We start from the raw sequence: 16,373 nt of genomic DNA, 5'->3' as shown, positions 1-16,373 counted from the left end.
CACCGTACAGGAATGAATGAATACCTCTTCATTCGTAATCTGTAGGATGGCGTCATGGGTCACGGAGTCGACGACAAAACCACCACCCCGCGCGAACGGCTGGAGGCGGTGGGCGCCGGTGACGTCGCCGCCACGCTGCAGGCGCTGGCCACCCCGTCGCGACTTCGGATCCTCGCCCACCTCCAGGAGGGCCCCTGCGCGGCCGGTGAACTGGCCGACGCGGTCGGCATGGAACAGTCCGCCTGCTCCCACCAGCTCCGCCTGCTGCGCAACCTCGGCCTGGTCACCGGCGAGCGACACGGCCGCTCCATCATCTACAGCCTCTACGACAACCACGTCGCCGAACTCCTCGAACAGGCCCTCTACCACGTGGAACACCTACGCCTCGGCCTGCACGACACCCCCGCCGACACCGACCTGGCAGCCGCCGCGCCCTGACCACCCCCGGCCACTGACGGATACGCGCAGAACCTCCTGCCGATCGGCTCCAAACCGAACGCCGACGACGGGGCCCCCGCCACAGTCCGCCCCGCACCGCCTCGCCTTCCACGGCACCGGCGCCCGCTCACCTCACTTCGCCGCCTGTAGGCCATGCCTTCGGCATCTCGTGCACCCCTGCACGACTGCGGACAGGCGAGGAAGGAACTGAGCATTGGCCCAGCGACGCAGGCACCCTGAGGTGCTGGACAGGCGTCTGCACACCCGCCACCAGCCCCTGCCCAGCACGACCCCACCATCGCGACAGACCTCACGGAGTCCCGCCGACTAGCGATACGCTTGTGATGTACCTCACCTTGAATGAAGGGTGCGGGCCATGGGCGTATCCGAAGCGGCACCCGTCACGCACAGCGGCCATCCCGGCTTGAGGCGAGAGATCGGCTTTGTGGGGCTGATCTGGGCCTCGGAGGGGTCGATCATCGGATCCGGCTGGCTTTTCGGCGCGCAGAAGGCGCTGGGAGTGGCCGGGCCGGCCGCGATCATTTCCTGGGGAATCGGCAGTGTCGCGATCTTGATCCTGGCTCTGGTGCACGCCGAGCTCGGCGGGATGTATCCGGTCTCCGGCGGCACAGCCCGCTTCCCGCACTACGCGTTCGGCGGAGCCGCCGGAGCGTCGTTCGGATGGTTCTCCTGGCTGCAGGCGGCCACGGTCGCACCCATCGAGGTGCTGGCGATGATCACGTACGGCCAGCACTACTCCTGGGCGAAAGGCTGGCTGAAGATCAAGGGCGGCCAGGACCTGCTGACCGGTTCCGGGATCGCCGTCGCAATCGTGCTGATGGCGGTCATCACCGCCATCAACTTCCTCAGCATCCGGCTGCTGGCACGTACCAACAGCGCGGCGACCTGGTGGAAGGTCGGCATCCCGCTGCTGACGATCTTCGTGTTCGCCATCATCCAGTTCCACGGAAGCAACTTCACAGCCGCCAACGGGTTCAACCCTTACGGCGCGAAGGGCATCCTGGGCGCGGTCTCCACCAGCGGCATCATCTTCGCGCTGCTGGGCTTCGAGCAGGCCGACCAGCTCGCCGGCGAGAGCGCGAACCCGAAACGCGACATTCCGCGTGCGGTGATCGGCTCCATTGTGATCGGCGCGATCATCTACATCCTGCTGCAAGTCGTCTTCCTCGCAGCGCTCCCCGCCTCGCAGGTCCAGGGCACCTGGACCACCGCCGCGTTCAACACCCTGACCGGTCCGTTCGCCCAGCTCGCCACGCTCATCAGCCTGGGCTGGCTGGCCACCGTCCTCTATCTGGACGCGGTGGTCTCCCCTGCCGGTACGGGCCTGATCTACATCACCGGGTCCTCCCGAGTCTCCTACGGCCTCAGCCGCAACGGCTATGTGCCGCAGGTCTTCGAGAAGACCACCCGGCGCGGTGTTCCCTGGCCCGGCCTCATCGCCGCGTTCGTGACCGGCTGCATCTGCTTCCTGCCGTTCCCGAGCTGGCAGTCGCTGGTAGGGCTGATCACCAGCGCCAGCGTGCTCATGTACGCCGGTGCGCCGCTGTCCTTCGGTGTCTTCCGCAACCGCCTGCCGAACGCCGACCGTCCCTACCGTCTGCCCGGCGGGTCCTGGATGTCGCCTCTGGCCTTCGTCGTCGCCAACCTGCTGATCCTGTGGTCGGGATGGCAGACCGACTGGAAGCTGGGCGTGGCGATCCTCATCGGCTACGTCATCCTCATCGCCAACCGGGTGTTCAAGATGAACCCGATCACGCCTCAGCTCGATCTGCGGGCAGCGCAGTGGCTGCCCGTGTATCTGATCGGCATGGGACTGATCGTCTACGCCAGCGACTTCGGCCCGCTGACGCACCCATGGTTCCCGCTGTGGTGGGACATGCTCGCGGTGGCGGCGTTCAGCCTCGCGATCTACTACTGGGCGCTCGCGGTGGCCCTGCCGACCGAGAAGATCCAGCAGATGATCGATCAGGTGGTGGTCCCGGAGGAGGCCGACATCCACTGAACGCCGTCTGCGGATTGCCGTACGCCCGGCCGACCATGTCACCGACGTCCGCGACACCACTCCTGCACGACGTCGAAGGCGGACAGCGGTTCCCCCTACCGCAGCGTCCAGGTCGTCTGGCCTTCAGGCAGGGACCGCGGAACGATACGGGAGAGGGGCGTCAGCAAAATCATTTCGCCGCCCCTCAGGGCCCCGCCCTACTGCGCGAGCGGATCCGGTTCTTCCTCTTCCCGGTCAGCGCGCCGCGCTCCGCCCATGACATCGCTGGCGCTCCTACCTCTCCAACCCCCTCCTCGACCGATGGGGTCACGGCCGGCTCGGCCTGCGACAGCTGTTGAGCCGTCATCAGAGTGGGTGCCGCAGGGCCACCCTCTTCGCGGCGCCTGCCCGTACGTTGGTCGGCATGCACACGAAACGGCTGGGTGAGTTCCTACGGGCCCGGCGTGCACTGGTGCGTCCCGAGGACCACGGGATGCCCGCCGGAGCGCGCCGTACTCCGGGTCTGCGACGCGAGGAGATCGCGGTCCTCGCCGGGGTGAGCACGGACTACTACGTGCGGCTGGAACAGGGACGTGAGTGCAATCCCTCGCCCCAGGTCCTGCGGGCGCTGGCAACCGCCCTGTTGCTGAAGGGCGAGGAAGCCGCGTACCTGCGCGCGCTGGTCGATCCGCCCCCGCACGGGCGGCCCCCGCACACTCCGCAGTACGCGGGCCCGCAACTGGTGTCCTTGCTGGACGCCTGGGCGGACACACCGGCTCTGGTCTACGGCCGGTATCTCGACCTGCTGGCCGTGAACCCGCTGGGCGAGGCGTTGTTCTCATGGCTCGGCAGCGAGACGAGTCTGATCACAGCAATGTTCCTCACGCCCGGCGCCCGGGACTTCTACCGGGACTGGGACGTCGTCGCGCAGGGGTGCGTGGCCGCGCTACGAGCCGCGCATCCCACCCCGGGCGATCCGCGGCTGAAGGAACTCACCGGCGAACTGTCGTTCCGTAGCCCCGAGTTCGCAGGCATGTGGGCGCGCCACGAGGTACGAGCCAAGACGGCCTCGGCCAAGCGGTTCCGCCATCCGCTGGTCGGCGACCTCACGCTGGGCTTCGAGACCTTCTCCGTCAACAGCGCCCCCGGCCAGCACCTTGTCGTCTACCGAGCCGAACCCGGCACCGCAGCCGAACAGTCACTGGCCCTGCTGGGCAGCTTCACGCTCACCGATTTCCACGACATTCCAAGCGAAGGACACCTCCCGCATGGCCTCCTCTGACACCCCTGTCTGGTTCATCACCGGCTGCTCCTCCGGCCTGGGCCGGGCGCTGGCCACCGCCGTGCTGGAACGCGGATGGCGGGCGGTGGTCACCGCCCGGAATCCGCGCGAGACCGCCGACTTGGTCGCCGGGCACGAGGACCGCGCTCTCACCGTTGCGCTGGACATCACCGACGCCGAGCAGATCGCGAAAGCGGTCGCCGAGGCACATGCGGCCTTCGGAAGAATCGACGTACTGGTCAACAACGCCGGCTACGGCTACCTCGCCGCCATCGAAGAAGGCGACGACGACGAGGTCCGCGCCTTGTTCGACACCAATGTCTTCGGCCTGATCAGCACCACCAAGGCCGTCCTGCCGGGCATGCGCGCCCGTCGCGTCGGCCACATCGTGAACATCTCCTCCCTTGGCGGCCTGGTCGGCTTCGGCGCCACCGGCTACTACCACGCCACCAAGTTCGCCGTAGAAGGTCTCTCCGAGTCACTCGCCGCTGAGGTTGCTCCCCTGGGCATCAAAGTGACGATCGCCGAGCCTGCCGCATTCCGCACCAACTGGTCCGGGCCCTCCATGCGCCAGTCGGCCACCACCATCGAGGACTACGCCCTCACCGCAGGCGCACGGCGCGCCGGCACCCTGGCCACTCACGGCCACCAGCCCGGAGATCCGGCACGCGCCGCACAAGCCGTCATCAACGCCGTCACGGCCGAACAGCCGCCGCTGCGGCTGCTGTTGGGCAAGGCCGCGTACGACATCGCCACCGCCAAGCTCGACTCCCTCAAAACCAGCTTCGACGGGTGGCGGGCGGTGACTCTCAGCGCCGACTTCCCCGTGGAGCACACCACAGGGTCATAGCGCGCAGCACAGATATGACCGAGCGTCCTACCCGGAGAATCCCGCGGTGATCCTGGTGGACGTCTTCTCCGCCGGGTGCTTCTGGACCATGACGCGGACCAGACAGCGGCGGCGGGACGGATCCTCGTGGTCTTCGTAGGTGGTCCGGCCGTGGAGGATGCGCCGGTCGTCCACGAGGAGGCAGTCCCCTTCCGCCAGTGGGATGCTGATCGCGATTCCGGGGCATGTGAGGACTTCGTCCAGGGCGTCGATCGCGGCGCTGCGTTCCGGAGGCAGAGGTTCGCCGAGCAGGTCGTAGGCGCTGCGCATGCGTCGGACGTTGCACCGTACGCGGATGCGGCCGGCCGCCGCGTCGAAGGGCGGACCCCAGACGACCGGTTGCCGACCGGGCGGGGTGACGTGACGCCGGTCGAAGGCGAAGGGCGTGTGGAGGAGGGCGAGTTCGCGCGGGTAGTCGCGGGCCAGGACGCGGTGCACGGTGACGGCGTCCGCGAGGAGGGAGTCACCGCCCCGTCGGGCCGCACGGTGGGCGAGGAGTGCGATGTAGTCGGGTTCGGCGCCGAAGGGTGTCACCGCGGTGTCGTTGTGCAGGTGGAGATCGCCGCGGGACTTCGAGGTGTAGGCGCCCTCGGTGAACCTTCGGCCGTCGGTGTAGGCGGAGACGCCCTCGTCCCGGACCAGCCAGGTGATGGCCGTATCGCTCCCCCTGCCCTGCCGCAGGAGGCCGCCGAGGGGCCGGCACAGCGCGGCGGCCAGTTCCTGGGCTTGCGTGGTGGTCATTGAGCGGACCGGGACGCCGGTCACCACGGCGAAGCCGTCGCCGTGGTCCAGACGTTCGCACAGGCGCCGGGCCAGCGCCCGGTGGTCCCGGTCGTAGTCGATGGTGCAGGACTCCGTACCGGTGAAGCTCTGCTGGTCCCAGCCGTGCTCCGTCCCTGCCACAGCGCACCACCCCTACTTGCCGCTGCCCCGTCCAGGGTTCAGGCTAGGGGGTGTCCGGTGGGTCAGGGTCGGACAGGGCGCGGCGGCTGGTGCGGTGCATCGCAAGGCGCCGGAGCGTCTTCAATGGGGGTCCCCCCTGGCCCTTGAGGCCTTGGGGGAGGAGCTATGGGGACGTTTCGGCAGCGCGGCGAGGTGCCGTGCCAGCCGCCGCGACCCCGGCCATGACCCACCGGACACCCCCTAGGGCGGCCCGGTCCCGGGCAGGAAGGCTCTGACCCGCCCTCGTGCAGCGGCGGTTCGGGCCCCTGCTCTCCACGCCGGGGAGCGCGGGAAGGGGTAGTGAAGCGTGCAGGTGCGGCAGCTGGGCCACGGCGGGCCGTGGGTGTCGGCCCTGGGGCTGGGATGCATGGGCATGTCCGACTTCTACGGCCCCGCCGACGACGCGGAGTCGATCGCCACCCTCCACGAGGCCCTCGACCACGGCATGGCCTTCCTCGACACAGCCGACATGTACGGGCCGCACACGAACGAGGAACTCGTGGGTCGCGCGATCGCCGGACGACGGGACGAGGTCTTCCTGGCCACCAAATTCGGCGTCGTCCGCGGCAGGGACCCAAGAGCACGACGGGTCGACTCCTCCCCGGAGTACGCCAAGCGCGCGTGCGAGGCATCACTGAAACGGCTCGGAGTGGACCACATCGACCTCTACTACCTGCACCGGCGCGCCCCCCACATCCCCATCGAGGACACAGTCGGGGCCATGGCCGAACTCGTCACCGCCGGGAAGGTCCGCCACCTGGGCCTGTCCGAGGTCAACTCCGCCACCCTGCGCCGCGCCTGCGCACAGACGCCGATCGCCGCGCTGCAGAGCGAGTATTCGCTGTGGACCCGCGGTCTGGAACAGGAGATCCTGCCCACCGCCCGTGCGCTGGGGGTGACCCTGGTCGCGTACGCGCCGTTGGGCCGCGGTCTCCTCACCGGCCGCGTGACGACGGTGGACCAGCTGGCCGACGACGACATCCGCCGGCAGCAGCCCCGCTTCCTCGGTTCCAACCTCACCACCAACCTGAACCTCGCCCACCATCTGCAGACCCTCGCGGCACAAACCCGCTGCACCCCCGCGCAGCTCGCGCTGGGCTGGCTCCTCGCCCAGGGCCCCGACATCATCCCTCTCCCCGGCATCCGCCGCCGGACCCACCTGCGCGAGAACATCGACGCACTCCAACTGAGCCTGACCAACGGCCAGTTACGGGCCACGGCCGCGGCAGTGGGCCATGCCGCCGGCGCCCGCGCACCCGACACGACCCGCCTTGAGCAATAGCCGGACAGGCTCGCGGAGCATGGATCGGCGCTGGGGTCCGCGCGTCATGGGCCCTGACCGCGCCGGCATCAGGTGGGCGGTCGGACCGACAGTGCGTGGTGGAAGACGTCGCGCGGGTCCCAACGGGCCTTGACCTGTTGGAGCCGCGGGTAGTTGTCCTTGTAGTAGAGGGTGTGCCACGGGACGCCGGAGGTGTTCCATTCGGGGTCGGCCAGGTCGGTGTCGGGGTAGTTGATGTACGAGCCGTCGCTGACCGCGCCGGGCGCGGGGACGCCGCCGGTGTCGGCGTACACGTCGCGGTAGAAGTTGCGGACCCAGGCGAGGTTGGCGGCGTCGTCGGACTCGTCGGACCAGATCGTCTGGTAGACGGCCTTCATGATCACGTCGCGTTGGGCGACGGCAGTGGCGTTCGACGGTACGGCGCCGACCTGGCCGCCGTACCCGACGAGGAGCATGCCGCCGCCCGACGTGCCCGTGCTGTTGGTCAAGTTCCGGTAGACGGCCGCGAGTTGAGCGTCGGTGAACGAGCGGTGCAGATAGCCGGCCTTGATCTTGTAGCGGCGGGTGCCGACGTTGCCGGGCTCGCCGGTGCCCGGCCAGGTGGTCGGGTGCAGCCAGGGCATCGTCAGCCAGGTCTCCTTGCCCTTGAGGCCGGTGTCCGCGCACACGGCGTGCAGGAACTCGGTGACCAGCCGCCGGGCGTCGGGGATGTCCGCGTCGATCTGGACGGTCATCAGGAAGCCGCCCGCGCTGCTGTGGGTCGGGATGAGGATCGCGTACAGACCCGCGTACGGCGAACCGGGCGCGCTGTTGCGTTCGTGCCAGGTCCCGAAGTTGTGCAGCAGCCTGGTGAACGCCCGCTGGGTCATCGTCTGCCTGTCCCAGGCCCAGGTGACCAGGCAGGCCAGCTGTTCGCGCGGGGCGGGCGGCAGGAGCCGGGACGGGTCGTTCCCGCTCGCCCCGGGGGAACGCAGCCAGTACCGGGTGACCACCCCGAAGTTCCCGCCGCCTCCGCCCGTGTGCGCCCAGAACAGGTCGCGGTGCGGGTCGCCCGGCTCCCGCGTCGCCACCACGGCGCGGACGGTGCCCTCCCGGCCGACGACCACCACCTCCACGCCATACAGGTGGTCCACCACCGATCCGTACCGGCGCGACAGCGGTCCGTACCCGCCACCGGCGAAGTGCCCGCCCGCGCCCACCTCCGGGCAGCCGCCCGCGGGAACGGTCACGCCCCAGCCCTTGAACAGCGTCCGGTAGACGTGCCCGAGCGTGGCTCCCGGCTGCACCGCGAACGCGCCACGCGCCACGTCGTAGCCGACCGCGTCCATGGGTGACAGGTCCAGGAGCATCCGCACGGCCGGGTCGGCGGTGAAGTTCTCGAAGCAGTGCCCGCCACTGCGGACCGCGACGGTGCGCCCGGACCGTACGGCGTCCGTCACCGCGCGCACCACCTGCCCGGTCGAGCCGACGACACGGATCTCGTCCGGCCGCCCCACGAAGCGGAAGTTGTTGCCGCGCAGCAGGCTGTCGTACCGGGTGTCGCCCGGACGGACCGTCACCGGCCCGAACCGACTCTCCTCCCCCGCCGCGCCGGTATCGGCCGCGGCGGCCGAAGCCGGCTGGCCGACCAGACCCGCGGCCGCGCCACCCGCAGCCACCGCGCCTGCCGCGGCCAGCAGCCCACGCCGATTCAGCGGGTTGAGGTTCGATCTGTTCAACACGACGTCCTGTCCGGGCCGGTCGCCACGATCGGCCCTGTCCGAGTCACCGGCCGTTCAGGAACAGGAGGCGGCGTACAGACACAGTCCGGTGCCCACCCCGATCACTGCACGACCGAGGGGCCACACCGCTGCGCCTGTCAGCGTGATGAACGCCAACTCCCTTTACTTGCAGTGTTGTTGACGGCCCATCATGCCGCAGTCACGGCTCCTGACCAACCCGGGGCGCCGTCCCGAAGTCCGCGTCCCGGTCCCCTGCCGGTGCTGCGCTGTCGTCCCCGCTCCGTCGGGCGGGGACGACAGCCGGCCTGCCGCGGGATGGCCTCAGATCCGCGGGCCCACCACGGTGTCGAGCACCTCTCGCACTACCCGGTCGCGGTCCAGCGCGACGACCACCCGCGCGTCGGGGGTTCCCGACGGTTTGGGATCCGCGTTGTCACGCCGGTCGATCACGGTCGTGCCACGTGTGTGTTCCCCGCGCAGTTCGACCTTCACCGGCGCGTTCACACAGGTCGCCACCGAGGGGTGCGCGAGCACCACGGCGGCGGAGGGGTCGTGCAGAGGGCAGCTGTTACGGCCGTAGTTCTCGCGGTGGAACCGCAGGTAGTGATGTAGCGATGCCCGGACGAACGCACCTGGTGGAGTGGTGGCGGACTCGATGCGATCGAGGTCCGGCGGCTCCAGCCAGGTGCTCATGGTCGCGTCCAGCGTCACCATGGTGACCGGCCAGTCGGCGGAGAGGACCATCTCGGCTGCTTCCGGATCGTGGTAGACGTTCGCCTCGGCCGCGGTTGTCACGTTGCCCGGTTCGGCGACGGCACCTCCCATCACCACGACGTGCCGTACCAGGCACGGCAGTTCGGGCTCCATGAGCAGGGCGAGCGCCAGGTTGGTGCACGGGCCGGTGGCCAGGATCGCGCACTCCCCCGGGTGCGTGCGGGCGACCTGGACCAGTTGTTCCGCGGCGGACGCACGCACCACCCGCCGGTCATGTGCGAGGGGTGCAACTGCCCGCCGATCCCGTCCTCTCCATGGACCAGGGAGCTGAGGTGCACCGCCTGGGCCAGTGGCCGCCGGGCGCCGACGGCCACCGGTACGTCCGGCAGCCCGGCCAGGCCGAGGACGTGGAGAGCGTTGTCCGCGGCCTTGTCGGCTCCGGTATTGCCGTGCACGCTGCCCACGGCGAGGATCTCCACGGTGCCCGTGCCTGCGAGATACAGCAGTGCCAGGGCATCGTCGATTCCGTAGTCGCCGTCCAGGATGACGCGCTGGCTCATGACAGCGCCTTCCGCAGTGCCGTCCAGGAGAGCAGCGCGCACTTGATCCGCGCCGGGTGGCGCGACACGTCGCGGAAGGCGGCGGCGTCGGCCAGGCGGGGCGGCCAGGCGCCGGGCTCCTGGGCCCGTTCACGCAGCAGCGACGCGAGCGGTTCGTAGAGCGGCTCGGGCGCCTCGGGATCCTCTCGACGGCGGAGCCAAGTAAAAGTCACGAAAAGAAGGGCAAATGTCATGGACGGTAGTCTTCGGGAATTATTCGACTTCATTTCGTTCACCGCCCGACTGCGGGAAGTGGAACGACACAACAATGCCACCTCCACCAGAAAAGAGAGCGTGGCCGAACATTCGTGGCACCTGGCACTGGGCAGCTGGATCCTGCACCGCGAGTTCGAACGAGAATGTGGCCACGGCCTCGATCTGGAAAAAATGCTCAAGATGTGCCTCATGCACGATCTCGTGGAAATCGAAGCGGGTGACCCGTCGGCCTGGAGCAGCCGGCCCGGTGACGACAAGGCCCGGATCGAGGAGGAGGTTGCCCAACGCCGGTTCTCACCGCTGCCGGGAGGGCTCGGCACCGAGTTCCTCGGCCTGTGGCACGAGTACGAGGCGGGGGAAACGCTCGAAGCCCGGATCGTACGCGGAGTGGACCGGCTCAACCCCGCGCTCATGCGCTACCTGACCGGCCAGGGCTGGCAGGACGTCGGCGCCGACGCGCAGGCACTGGACCGCCTCCAACTGCCGCGCGTCCAGGTGAGCGAGACCCTCACCGCCCTGTACCAGGAAGTCAGGGACGCGGCGGTGGCCCAAGGCATGCTCACACCCACGGCCTGACCGCCGCCAACTCCCCTCCCGGGAGCGCGGCATCGGGGGAGGCATGCTCGGCGGCCGGCCTTCCCGCGCCGGAGCACTGACGGCACGAGACCCCGGGACCACGAGGGCCCGGGGCCTCGCTGTGCGCTTCGCTTGACGGTCCGGCTCAACGACCAACGCTGAGTCAGCCGGGCGATCCGCTCGCCGTACCGCTCCGCGTTCATCCGGTCGCCGCACGATCCGGCGTGCTCCGGCCCCTGGTCGGCGTGGCTCTGGCTCATCAGACCCAGCCGCGAGCCCAGCCGGTTCACATCGTCGCGGGCCGCCACCGCTCCAGTTGTTGCCCGGCATGTCGCCCACGCCGATCCACTGCATGCCCATCTGCGCGACGAAGACCGCCAGTTGCTCCAGGACCGCCAGCTTGTCGCCGCTCTGCGAGGCGGACGGAACGGGCATCGGCATCACCGTCGCATCCGCACCCGACCACCAGTCACCCGGCCGGCGCATCATCCCCCTCACCGGCGGCACAGTCGCCCTCTGGTGTGACTTGGCCTCCGTGAGAGCAGGTAGGCAACACGACATCCGCACTCGCCGAGTCCCGCCTCCGCGACTACTGAGAGTGATTTCAGGTTGCGCGACGCATCGAACTGGGTGAGCGTGATCGCGTCGCGGTCCTCGCGACCCGCTGAAAGGACAGCCATGTCACATCGCATACGCAAATCGACCCGCGCCCGGGTCGCGGCGGTCATCGCCGCTCCGGTGCTCTGCCTGACGCTGCTGGTTCCATCCGCTGCCGCGGCCGTGCCGGCCGGTACTCACCACCACGGCCCCGCGGTCGTGCAGGACGACACCGGCTTCAACGAAGCCCGCAGTGGCGGTTCCGACGGAGGAGGCCTCCTCGGCGGCCTCCTGAACACCGTGACCGGACTGCTGGGCACCGTGACCGGACTGCTGGGCGGCCTGCTCGGCTGAGGCCAGGTTCGAGGACGGGTTCTCACGGTGCTGTCGACCACCTCGCTCACCAGGCTGCGGATGCGGGCGGTACCCGCAGTTCAGGGGCTTGGTGAGGGGGGCGGGGGATGGTTGTCCCGGTAGAGCAAGCGGTGGGGTGATCGGTGCCGTCCGTATCCCAGATGGCCCGCGGTGCCCGTTCTTCTCAGATGGGGGCCGCCGCCTCTGAGATTGCCCGCCATGTCTGTTTTCTCGGCAGAGCTGAGAGGCCGGCGCACCGTTTTCCTGGTACAAGCGTTCCTCTGCGAGTGCTGGGAGTCCGGGAGGCGGCAGCCCAGGCCTGGACCGGTGGGGCTCGGGCAAGGTGCGTTCGGCCTGGGCAAGGTGGGCCGTGAAGCTGGCCTCCTCAGAGGGCTGGGCTAGGTTCACCGGTCATGAACTCGGCTTCGCTGCTTCACCACCTGCATGATGAGCTCAACGCGTTCCGCGTTCCGCGTGCCTCGATGGCGACTTGGCCGTTCCTGTCGCCACGCTCTCCGTGTCGGCAGAGCAGCTTCTGCCCGTGCTGTGGGGCCGGATGTCCGGCACGGACACCACATTGATCTGGGACGGTGATCGGCGGGCGGGATTGGCCATCCTGTCAGGCACGTTGACGCCCTGAACCGGATTGCCGCCCACGAACGAAGTCACAGACGGATCGCGGCGACGGTGACCGTGCCCTGCGGCCCCGGCGACACCCGGGCCGCAGTGACGAGGGGGTCGGGCCGTAGTGGCGCCCGTCTCGCAGCAGAGCCCCAGGACGTTGACGCGTCGGCGGGCGAGCGCGAGGACTGCCTGGACGTGCCGCTTGCCCTCGGCGCGCTTGCGGTCGTAGAAGCAGCGCGAGGCGGGACAGCATCGGATACTGATCAACGCGGAGGTGCAGAAGACGCGTTGGAGGCGGCTGTAGCGGTGGGGGCGGTGGAGGTTGCCGCTGATCCGACCGGAGTCTCGCGCGGCGGGAGCGACTCCGGCGAACGCGGCGAGTCGGTCGACGCGGCCGAAGGTGGCCATGTCTCCGCCGGTGGCGGCGGGGAACTCGGCCCCCGGCAGTGGGCCGATCCCGGGCGCTCGTGATCACGCCTGCGTGTTGGTGCTGCTGGAAGCGGCTGGCGATGAGCTGGTCGGTCTCGGTGATCTTCTGGTTGAGGGCCAGTACCTCCTCGGCGAGGACCTGCACCAGGTGGGCGGTGATCCGCTCACCCCGCAGAGAGGCGTGCTGGCCCTCGGCTGCCCGGACAGCCGTGGCCGCGAGCCGGTCGGCGCCGCGCACCTTCCGCCTGCGTAACCAAGCGGCAAGGCCCGTGGTTCCGGTGCGGCGGATCACGGCCGGGGTCTGCTGGCCGGCCAGCAGCACCAGCGGGCCGACATTGCCGGGGAGGCGCGGCTGACGACCCGGCCAGGGATGTACAGCAGCTGCCGGCCATGGTCGAGCAAGAGCGTGATGACCAGGGCGGCACCCCGTCGGCCAGGTCGATGCCCCACGAGGTGACATCGCCCAGGGCGAGCACGTCGCCCAGGAGCTTGATCAGTTCTGTCTCGTCGTTTGGCCACCCGTCGGGACGACAGTCGCTTTCCCGTGTCGTTGATGGCCACGCAGTGGTGGTGGTTCTTCCCGGCGCCGATGCCGGCCCGGATCGCTGTCACGTTCGTCTCCGCAGGTCGTACGCGGACAGGTGCCCGGACGACCTCGCTGTCAAGTCCCTACTGAGCGATCGGTGTCGCAGTTTCTAAATCAGCAGCCGGGTCGCCGTAGGGTCCGGGCGGCCGATCGACGTTGACCATGGACGGCAGAATACTGAGAGCCACACCCGGACCCCTGGGTAAGCCAGCCCAACGAATGGCTCGCTCAGCCCGTGCAACAACGTAGGGATCACTGAGCGGTGCGCATCGTGAAGGTGCAGGTCGTGGGGCTGGTGTGCACCTGTCGCACCGCCAGGCATCGGCGGAGATCAGTGCCTCAGCGTCCTCCAGCGGATTCGGCCTCCCTCAACTCGCCGTTGCCGAAAGGCAGCCACGCCAGGCGGTGCGTGCTGGACGTGGTCCCGGCGTGGCCGACGACGACGGTGGCCCCGCGCGGGACCACCGCGATCAGCCGGCTGCCCGGGTCGCTGCCGTCGGCGCCGTCGCGTTTGGCCTGGCGGGACTGGACGCTGGTGGTGCGCGGGGCGGCCGCGCCGGCGGTGACCGTGGCGGTCAGGGTGGGCGGCGGATCCTCTCGGTCGGGCACGTCCTCGTCCGCGAGGACATGCCCGATGAGGAAGCCGTCGGTCTCGGCGGTGTACGTACGGCTGGACTCGCCGCCGAGGTCGAACTCGGCCGGAATGCGGGTGAGGTCGGTGTGTCCGTTGACCGTCAGGTCACGCACCACCAGATGCGGGCGGGCGACCGTGACCAGAGTGGTCATCGCGTACTTGGCGACACCGTGGACCCCCGTCACCTCGACCACGAGCGCGAACGCGGTGTCGTGGTGCAGTGCCGGTGATTTCCAGTAGTTGACTCTCGTGACGTCCTCGGGCTCGCCGTCGTGGAGGATCGTGTACGTCGCGGTGGGGAGGGAGTCGCCCCGCCAGGTCAGCTCGGCGGGCTTGCCGCTGTCGACCAGGATGTGCCGGGGACGGAAGTCGCCGACGGTGAATTTCGCCGGGACCTTCGCCAAGAGCTCTTCCTTGCGGTTGGGCCTGTCGATGTCCCTGATGTGCTCGGCTACTGCCAACTTGCTGGTTCCGACGGTCGAGTTGACCTCGATGTCGGCGAGAGTGAGGTCAAAGCTGTCCTCGGGCTTGAAGGGGCGGTTGCGCGGCGAGTACAGCGAGAATGTCGCGGGATCCTCGTCGTCGCGCTCGAATGCCCAGGCCGACGTCTCGGGCGCCATCCTGGGCTTGGCGCTCCGTGGATTGGCGGTCAGGTCATCGGGCCCGCTCCCTTCGGGAAACGAGAAGCGGACCCGATCCAGTGCGACGTCCTCCTCATGACGGTTGGTGACCGTGATCCGAAGGGTCGCCCTCGCGGGCGTGGATCCCTGCGAGACCTGGATCGGGGCCGGTTCGGCCACCACCCTGTAGTCGAGGACGCAGGGGTCCTCGTCGTCCGCTCGCCCGCTTCCCATGGCGCGAACTCCTCCTTCGTATCCGGTCGTCACCGCATCACCGCCGGTCAGCCCCAGGCCTGGCCGATGCCGACGTACGCGTACTGGTTCAGCGACATTCCCAGGGGGAATTCGTCGACTTTCTCACCGGTGGAGACCGAGAGCTTCTGCACGGCGTTCCCCATGTAGGCGGTGACATAGAGGTGTTGGCCGTCGGGATCGGCCACGACCGAGGACAGCCGTCCGCTTCCACCGATCGCGCCGATCTGGCTCGCGCTCGCGATGTCGATCACCTTCACCTCGGAGGCGAGGTCGACCGCGTACACGATCCGGGAGTCGGGAGAGGCGGCGACGCCCATGGCGTCCTGTCCGATCCGGACGGTACGGGCACTGCCGCCGGACGTGGACGCGAGGACGACGTAGCCGTTGCCCGCCTCGGAGCTGGCGATACCGAGCACGCTGCCGTCGGGGGTGATCACCGTCTGGCTCGGCTTGTTGAAGGCGTCGAGCCTGCGGACCACCGATTGCCTCTCCGTGTCGACGACCGCCACCTCGGCCCGGGGGTAGCAACTGGCGTACACGTAGCGGCCGTCGGGGGCGGCCACGAGTCCGTAGACGTCGCTGCCCACGTCGATCGACGTCGTGGTACCGGTGGTGAGGTCGACGGCACGGATCGACGGCCCGCTCGTATCGCCGACGTACGCGGCGGAACCGTCGGGGAGCGCCGCCACACCGTACGGCCGTCCCCCTGTCGCCAGCGTGGTCCGGGTGCCCGCCGTGATGTCGACGAGCGCGAGCTGTCCGTCCCGGTCGACGGGCGCCAGTGCCCGGAACCCGTCGGGCGCGATCGACACGCTGCCGGAACGGCCGGCCTGGACCTGCCGGATCTTCTGCCCGCTCGCGGCGTCGAAGACCCACAGCATCCCCTCGGTCTCCTCGACCACGCCGACGAACGTGCGGTAGGGCCAGCGGTCCCGCAGCGCCTTCCCGGCCGAGGTGATGCGGTGGGTGCGGGTGTCGCACTCCACGTAGCGCTTCCCGCCGGGTGCGACCAGAAAGCCGTTGCGGCTGTTCGGGGAGTTGAACGCCGCCGCCACGCCGCCGTGGACCTCGGAGCCCGGGAACTCGGGGCTGCCCCAGCGCTCGGCGATCGCACCCCGGTCCACCACTTCGTCGTACTCGACGTCGTAGTTGACCCACCGGTCGCCACGGAAGAGGTGGATCGTGCCGTCGGGTGCCGGGAGGCCTGCGTCGATCCCTCCCGTGAAGGCCGGATCGTCCTTGAGCAGGCCGGGGAACTTGCCTTCGATCGGGGCGACACCGCCGACCGGCGCGTTGCGCTCCATGTCGTACAGCACACAGGTCGAGCCCTTGAACAGATACACACGTGGTGTGTTGGTCGAGCAGGCGGCGTCGAAGCCGTTCGGGAAGGCGCCGGGAAGGTTCGGCCACAGCTCGCGAACGGTGGTGCCGCGCCGGGGCGGCTCGCTCAGTGCCGCGTCGTGCTGGACGGCCCAGCCTCCGCGGATCATGAAGACGGCGGCCTGAGCGCCCCCCGTGTCGGGGACGCTGAACGCGGCGCCGATTCCCGCGGGCGTGTGGTCGGCGGTGGTCTCGGTCATGTTCGGGGCTCCTCGCGTCCGTCGGGGTCGGTG

16 protein-coding genes and 1 pseudogene are annotated in these 16,373 nt (G+C 69.4%); 8 read left to right on the top strand and 9 right to left on the bottom strand.

Features of this window, described 5'->3' with window-relative positions; translation table 11 throughout:
• Positions 1–54 precede the first annotated feature (54 nt).
• The 4 genes from ACIQ8J_RS14865 to ACIQ8J_RS14850 all read left to right on the top strand — a co-directional run bounded on the left by ACIQ8J_RS14865 (position 55) and on the right by ACIQ8J_RS14850 (position 4,572).
• Positions 55–438, top strand: coding sequence for an ArsR/SmtB family transcription factor (locus tag ACIQ8J_RS14865; protein WP_403272330.1), 384 nt, complete (start codon positions 55–57; stop codon positions 436–438).
• A 376-nt stretch (positions 439–814) separates the two neighbouring features.
• Positions 815–2,461: an APC family permease gene (locus ACIQ8J_RS14860; protein WP_403272331.1), complete on the top strand. Its 1,647-nt coding sequence runs from the start codon at positions 815–817 to the stop codon at positions 2,459–2,461.
• Positions 2,462–2,864: 403 nt separating this feature from the next.
• Positions 2,865–3,722, top strand: a complete 858-nt coding sequence (locus tag ACIQ8J_RS14855; protein WP_403272332.1) for a helix-turn-helix transcriptional regulator — start codon at positions 2,865–2,867, stop codon at positions 3,720–3,722.
• On the top strand, positions 3,709–4,572 hold the full coding sequence (locus ACIQ8J_RS14850) for an oxidoreductase (RefSeq protein WP_403272333.1): 864 nt from the start codon (positions 3,709–3,711) through the stop codon (positions 4,570–4,572). The genes ACIQ8J_RS14855 and ACIQ8J_RS14850 overlap by 14 nt, the downstream gene beginning before the upstream one ends.
• Positions 4,573–4,599: 27 nt before the next feature.
• Here the strand turns inward: ACIQ8J_RS14850 and ACIQ8J_RS14845 are convergent, their stop codons facing one another.
• Positions 4,600–5,514: a TauD/TfdA family dioxygenase gene (locus ACIQ8J_RS14845; protein ID WP_403272334.1), complete on the bottom strand. Its 915-nt coding sequence runs from the start codon at positions 5,512–5,514 to the stop codon at positions 4,600–4,602.
• Between the two features lie 346 nt (positions 5,515–5,860).
• Between ACIQ8J_RS14845 and ACIQ8J_RS14840 the strand changes: the two genes are divergently transcribed.
• Positions 5,861–6,835 carry an aldo/keto reductase gene (locus ACIQ8J_RS14840; RefSeq protein ID WP_403272335.1) on the top strand — a complete coding sequence of 325 codons (975 nt, stop codon included), beginning with the start codon at positions 5,861–5,863 and terminating at the stop codon, positions 6,833–6,835.
• A gap of 68 nt (positions 6,836–6,903) precedes the next feature.
• Here ACIQ8J_RS14840 and ACIQ8J_RS14835 read toward each other — a convergent pair whose 3' ends face one another.
• From ACIQ8J_RS14835 to ACIQ8J_RS14820, 4 genes and pseudogenes are all read right to left on the bottom strand, one after another.
• Positions 6,904–8,553: an FAD-binding protein gene (locus tag ACIQ8J_RS14835; RefSeq protein ID WP_403272336.1), complete on the bottom strand. Its 1,650-nt coding sequence runs from the start codon at positions 8,551–8,553 to the stop codon at positions 6,904–6,906.
• 324 nt (positions 8,554–8,877) lie between these two features.
• On the bottom strand, positions 8,878–9,531 hold the full coding sequence (locus ACIQ8J_RS14830) for a nucleoside hydrolase (protein WP_403607835.1): 654 nt from the start codon (positions 9,529–9,531) through the stop codon (positions 8,878–8,880).
• Positions 9,532–9,560: 29 nt separating this feature from the next.
• A pseudogene (locus ACIQ8J_RS14825) lies at positions 9,561–9,830 on the bottom strand (nucleoside hydrolase); the annotation flags it as partial.
• Positions 9,827–10,042: a hypothetical protein gene (locus tag ACIQ8J_RS14820; RefSeq protein ID WP_403607820.1), complete on the bottom strand. Its 216-nt coding sequence runs from the start codon at positions 10,040–10,042 to the stop codon at positions 9,827–9,829. The pseudogene ACIQ8J_RS14825 and the gene ACIQ8J_RS14820, both read right to left, overlap by 4 nt.
• Positions 10,043–10,061: 19 nt before the next feature.
• Between ACIQ8J_RS14820 and ACIQ8J_RS14815 the strand changes: the two genes are divergently transcribed.
• Complete coding sequence (locus tag ACIQ8J_RS14815) at positions 10,062–10,661, top strand: HD family hydrolase (RefSeq protein WP_403272339.1); 600 nt, start codon at positions 10,062–10,064, stop codon at positions 10,659–10,661.
• Between the two features lie 678 nt (positions 10,662–11,339).
• On the top strand, positions 11,340–11,612 hold the full coding sequence (locus ACIQ8J_RS14810) for a hypothetical protein (protein WP_403272340.1): 273 nt from the start codon (positions 11,340–11,342) through the stop codon (positions 11,610–11,612).
• Positions 11,613–12,065: 453 nt separating this feature from the next.
• On the opposite strand, the gene ACIQ8J_RS14805 is transcribed toward ACIQ8J_RS14810, so the two are convergent.
• Complete coding sequence (locus ACIQ8J_RS14805) at positions 12,066–12,644, bottom strand: transposase (RefSeq protein WP_403272341.1); 579 nt, start codon at positions 12,642–12,644, stop codon at positions 12,066–12,068.
• A gap of 73 nt (positions 12,645–12,717) precedes the next feature.
• On the opposite strand from ACIQ8J_RS14805, the gene ACIQ8J_RS14800 reads away from it, so the two are divergent.
• Positions 12,718–12,918, top strand: a complete 201-nt coding sequence (locus tag ACIQ8J_RS14800; RefSeq protein ID WP_403272342.1) for a hypothetical protein — start codon at positions 12,718–12,720, stop codon at positions 12,916–12,918.
• A gap of 35 nt (positions 12,919–12,953) precedes the next feature.
• Here the strand turns inward: ACIQ8J_RS14800 and ACIQ8J_RS14795 are convergent, their stop codons facing one another.
• From ACIQ8J_RS14795 to ACIQ8J_RS14785, 3 genes are all read right to left on the bottom strand, one after another.
• Positions 12,954–13,226 (bottom strand): hypothetical protein, encoded by a 273-nt coding sequence (locus ACIQ8J_RS14795; protein ID WP_403607833.1) that lies wholly within the window; start codon positions 13,224–13,226, stop codon positions 12,954–12,956.
• A 364-nt stretch (positions 13,227–13,590) separates the two neighbouring features.
• Entirely contained in the window at positions 13,591–14,739 is a 1,149-nt protein-coding gene (locus tag ACIQ8J_RS14790; RefSeq protein WP_403272344.1) for a hypothetical protein, read from the bottom strand.
• Positions 14,740–14,786: 47 nt separating this feature from the next.
• Positions 14,787–16,340: a cell surface protein gene (locus ACIQ8J_RS14785; protein ID WP_403272345.1), complete on the bottom strand. Its 1,554-nt coding sequence runs from the start codon at positions 16,338–16,340 to the stop codon at positions 14,787–14,789.
• Positions 16,341–16,373: the final 33 nt, after the last annotated feature.

It is taken from the genome of Streptomyces sp. NPDC094147 (assembly GCF_044764265.1).
GTDB lineage: Bacteria > Actinomycetota > Actinomycetes > Streptomycetales > Streptomycetaceae > Streptomyces.
This window is presented reverse-complemented; position numbering and strand designations above follow the sequence as displayed.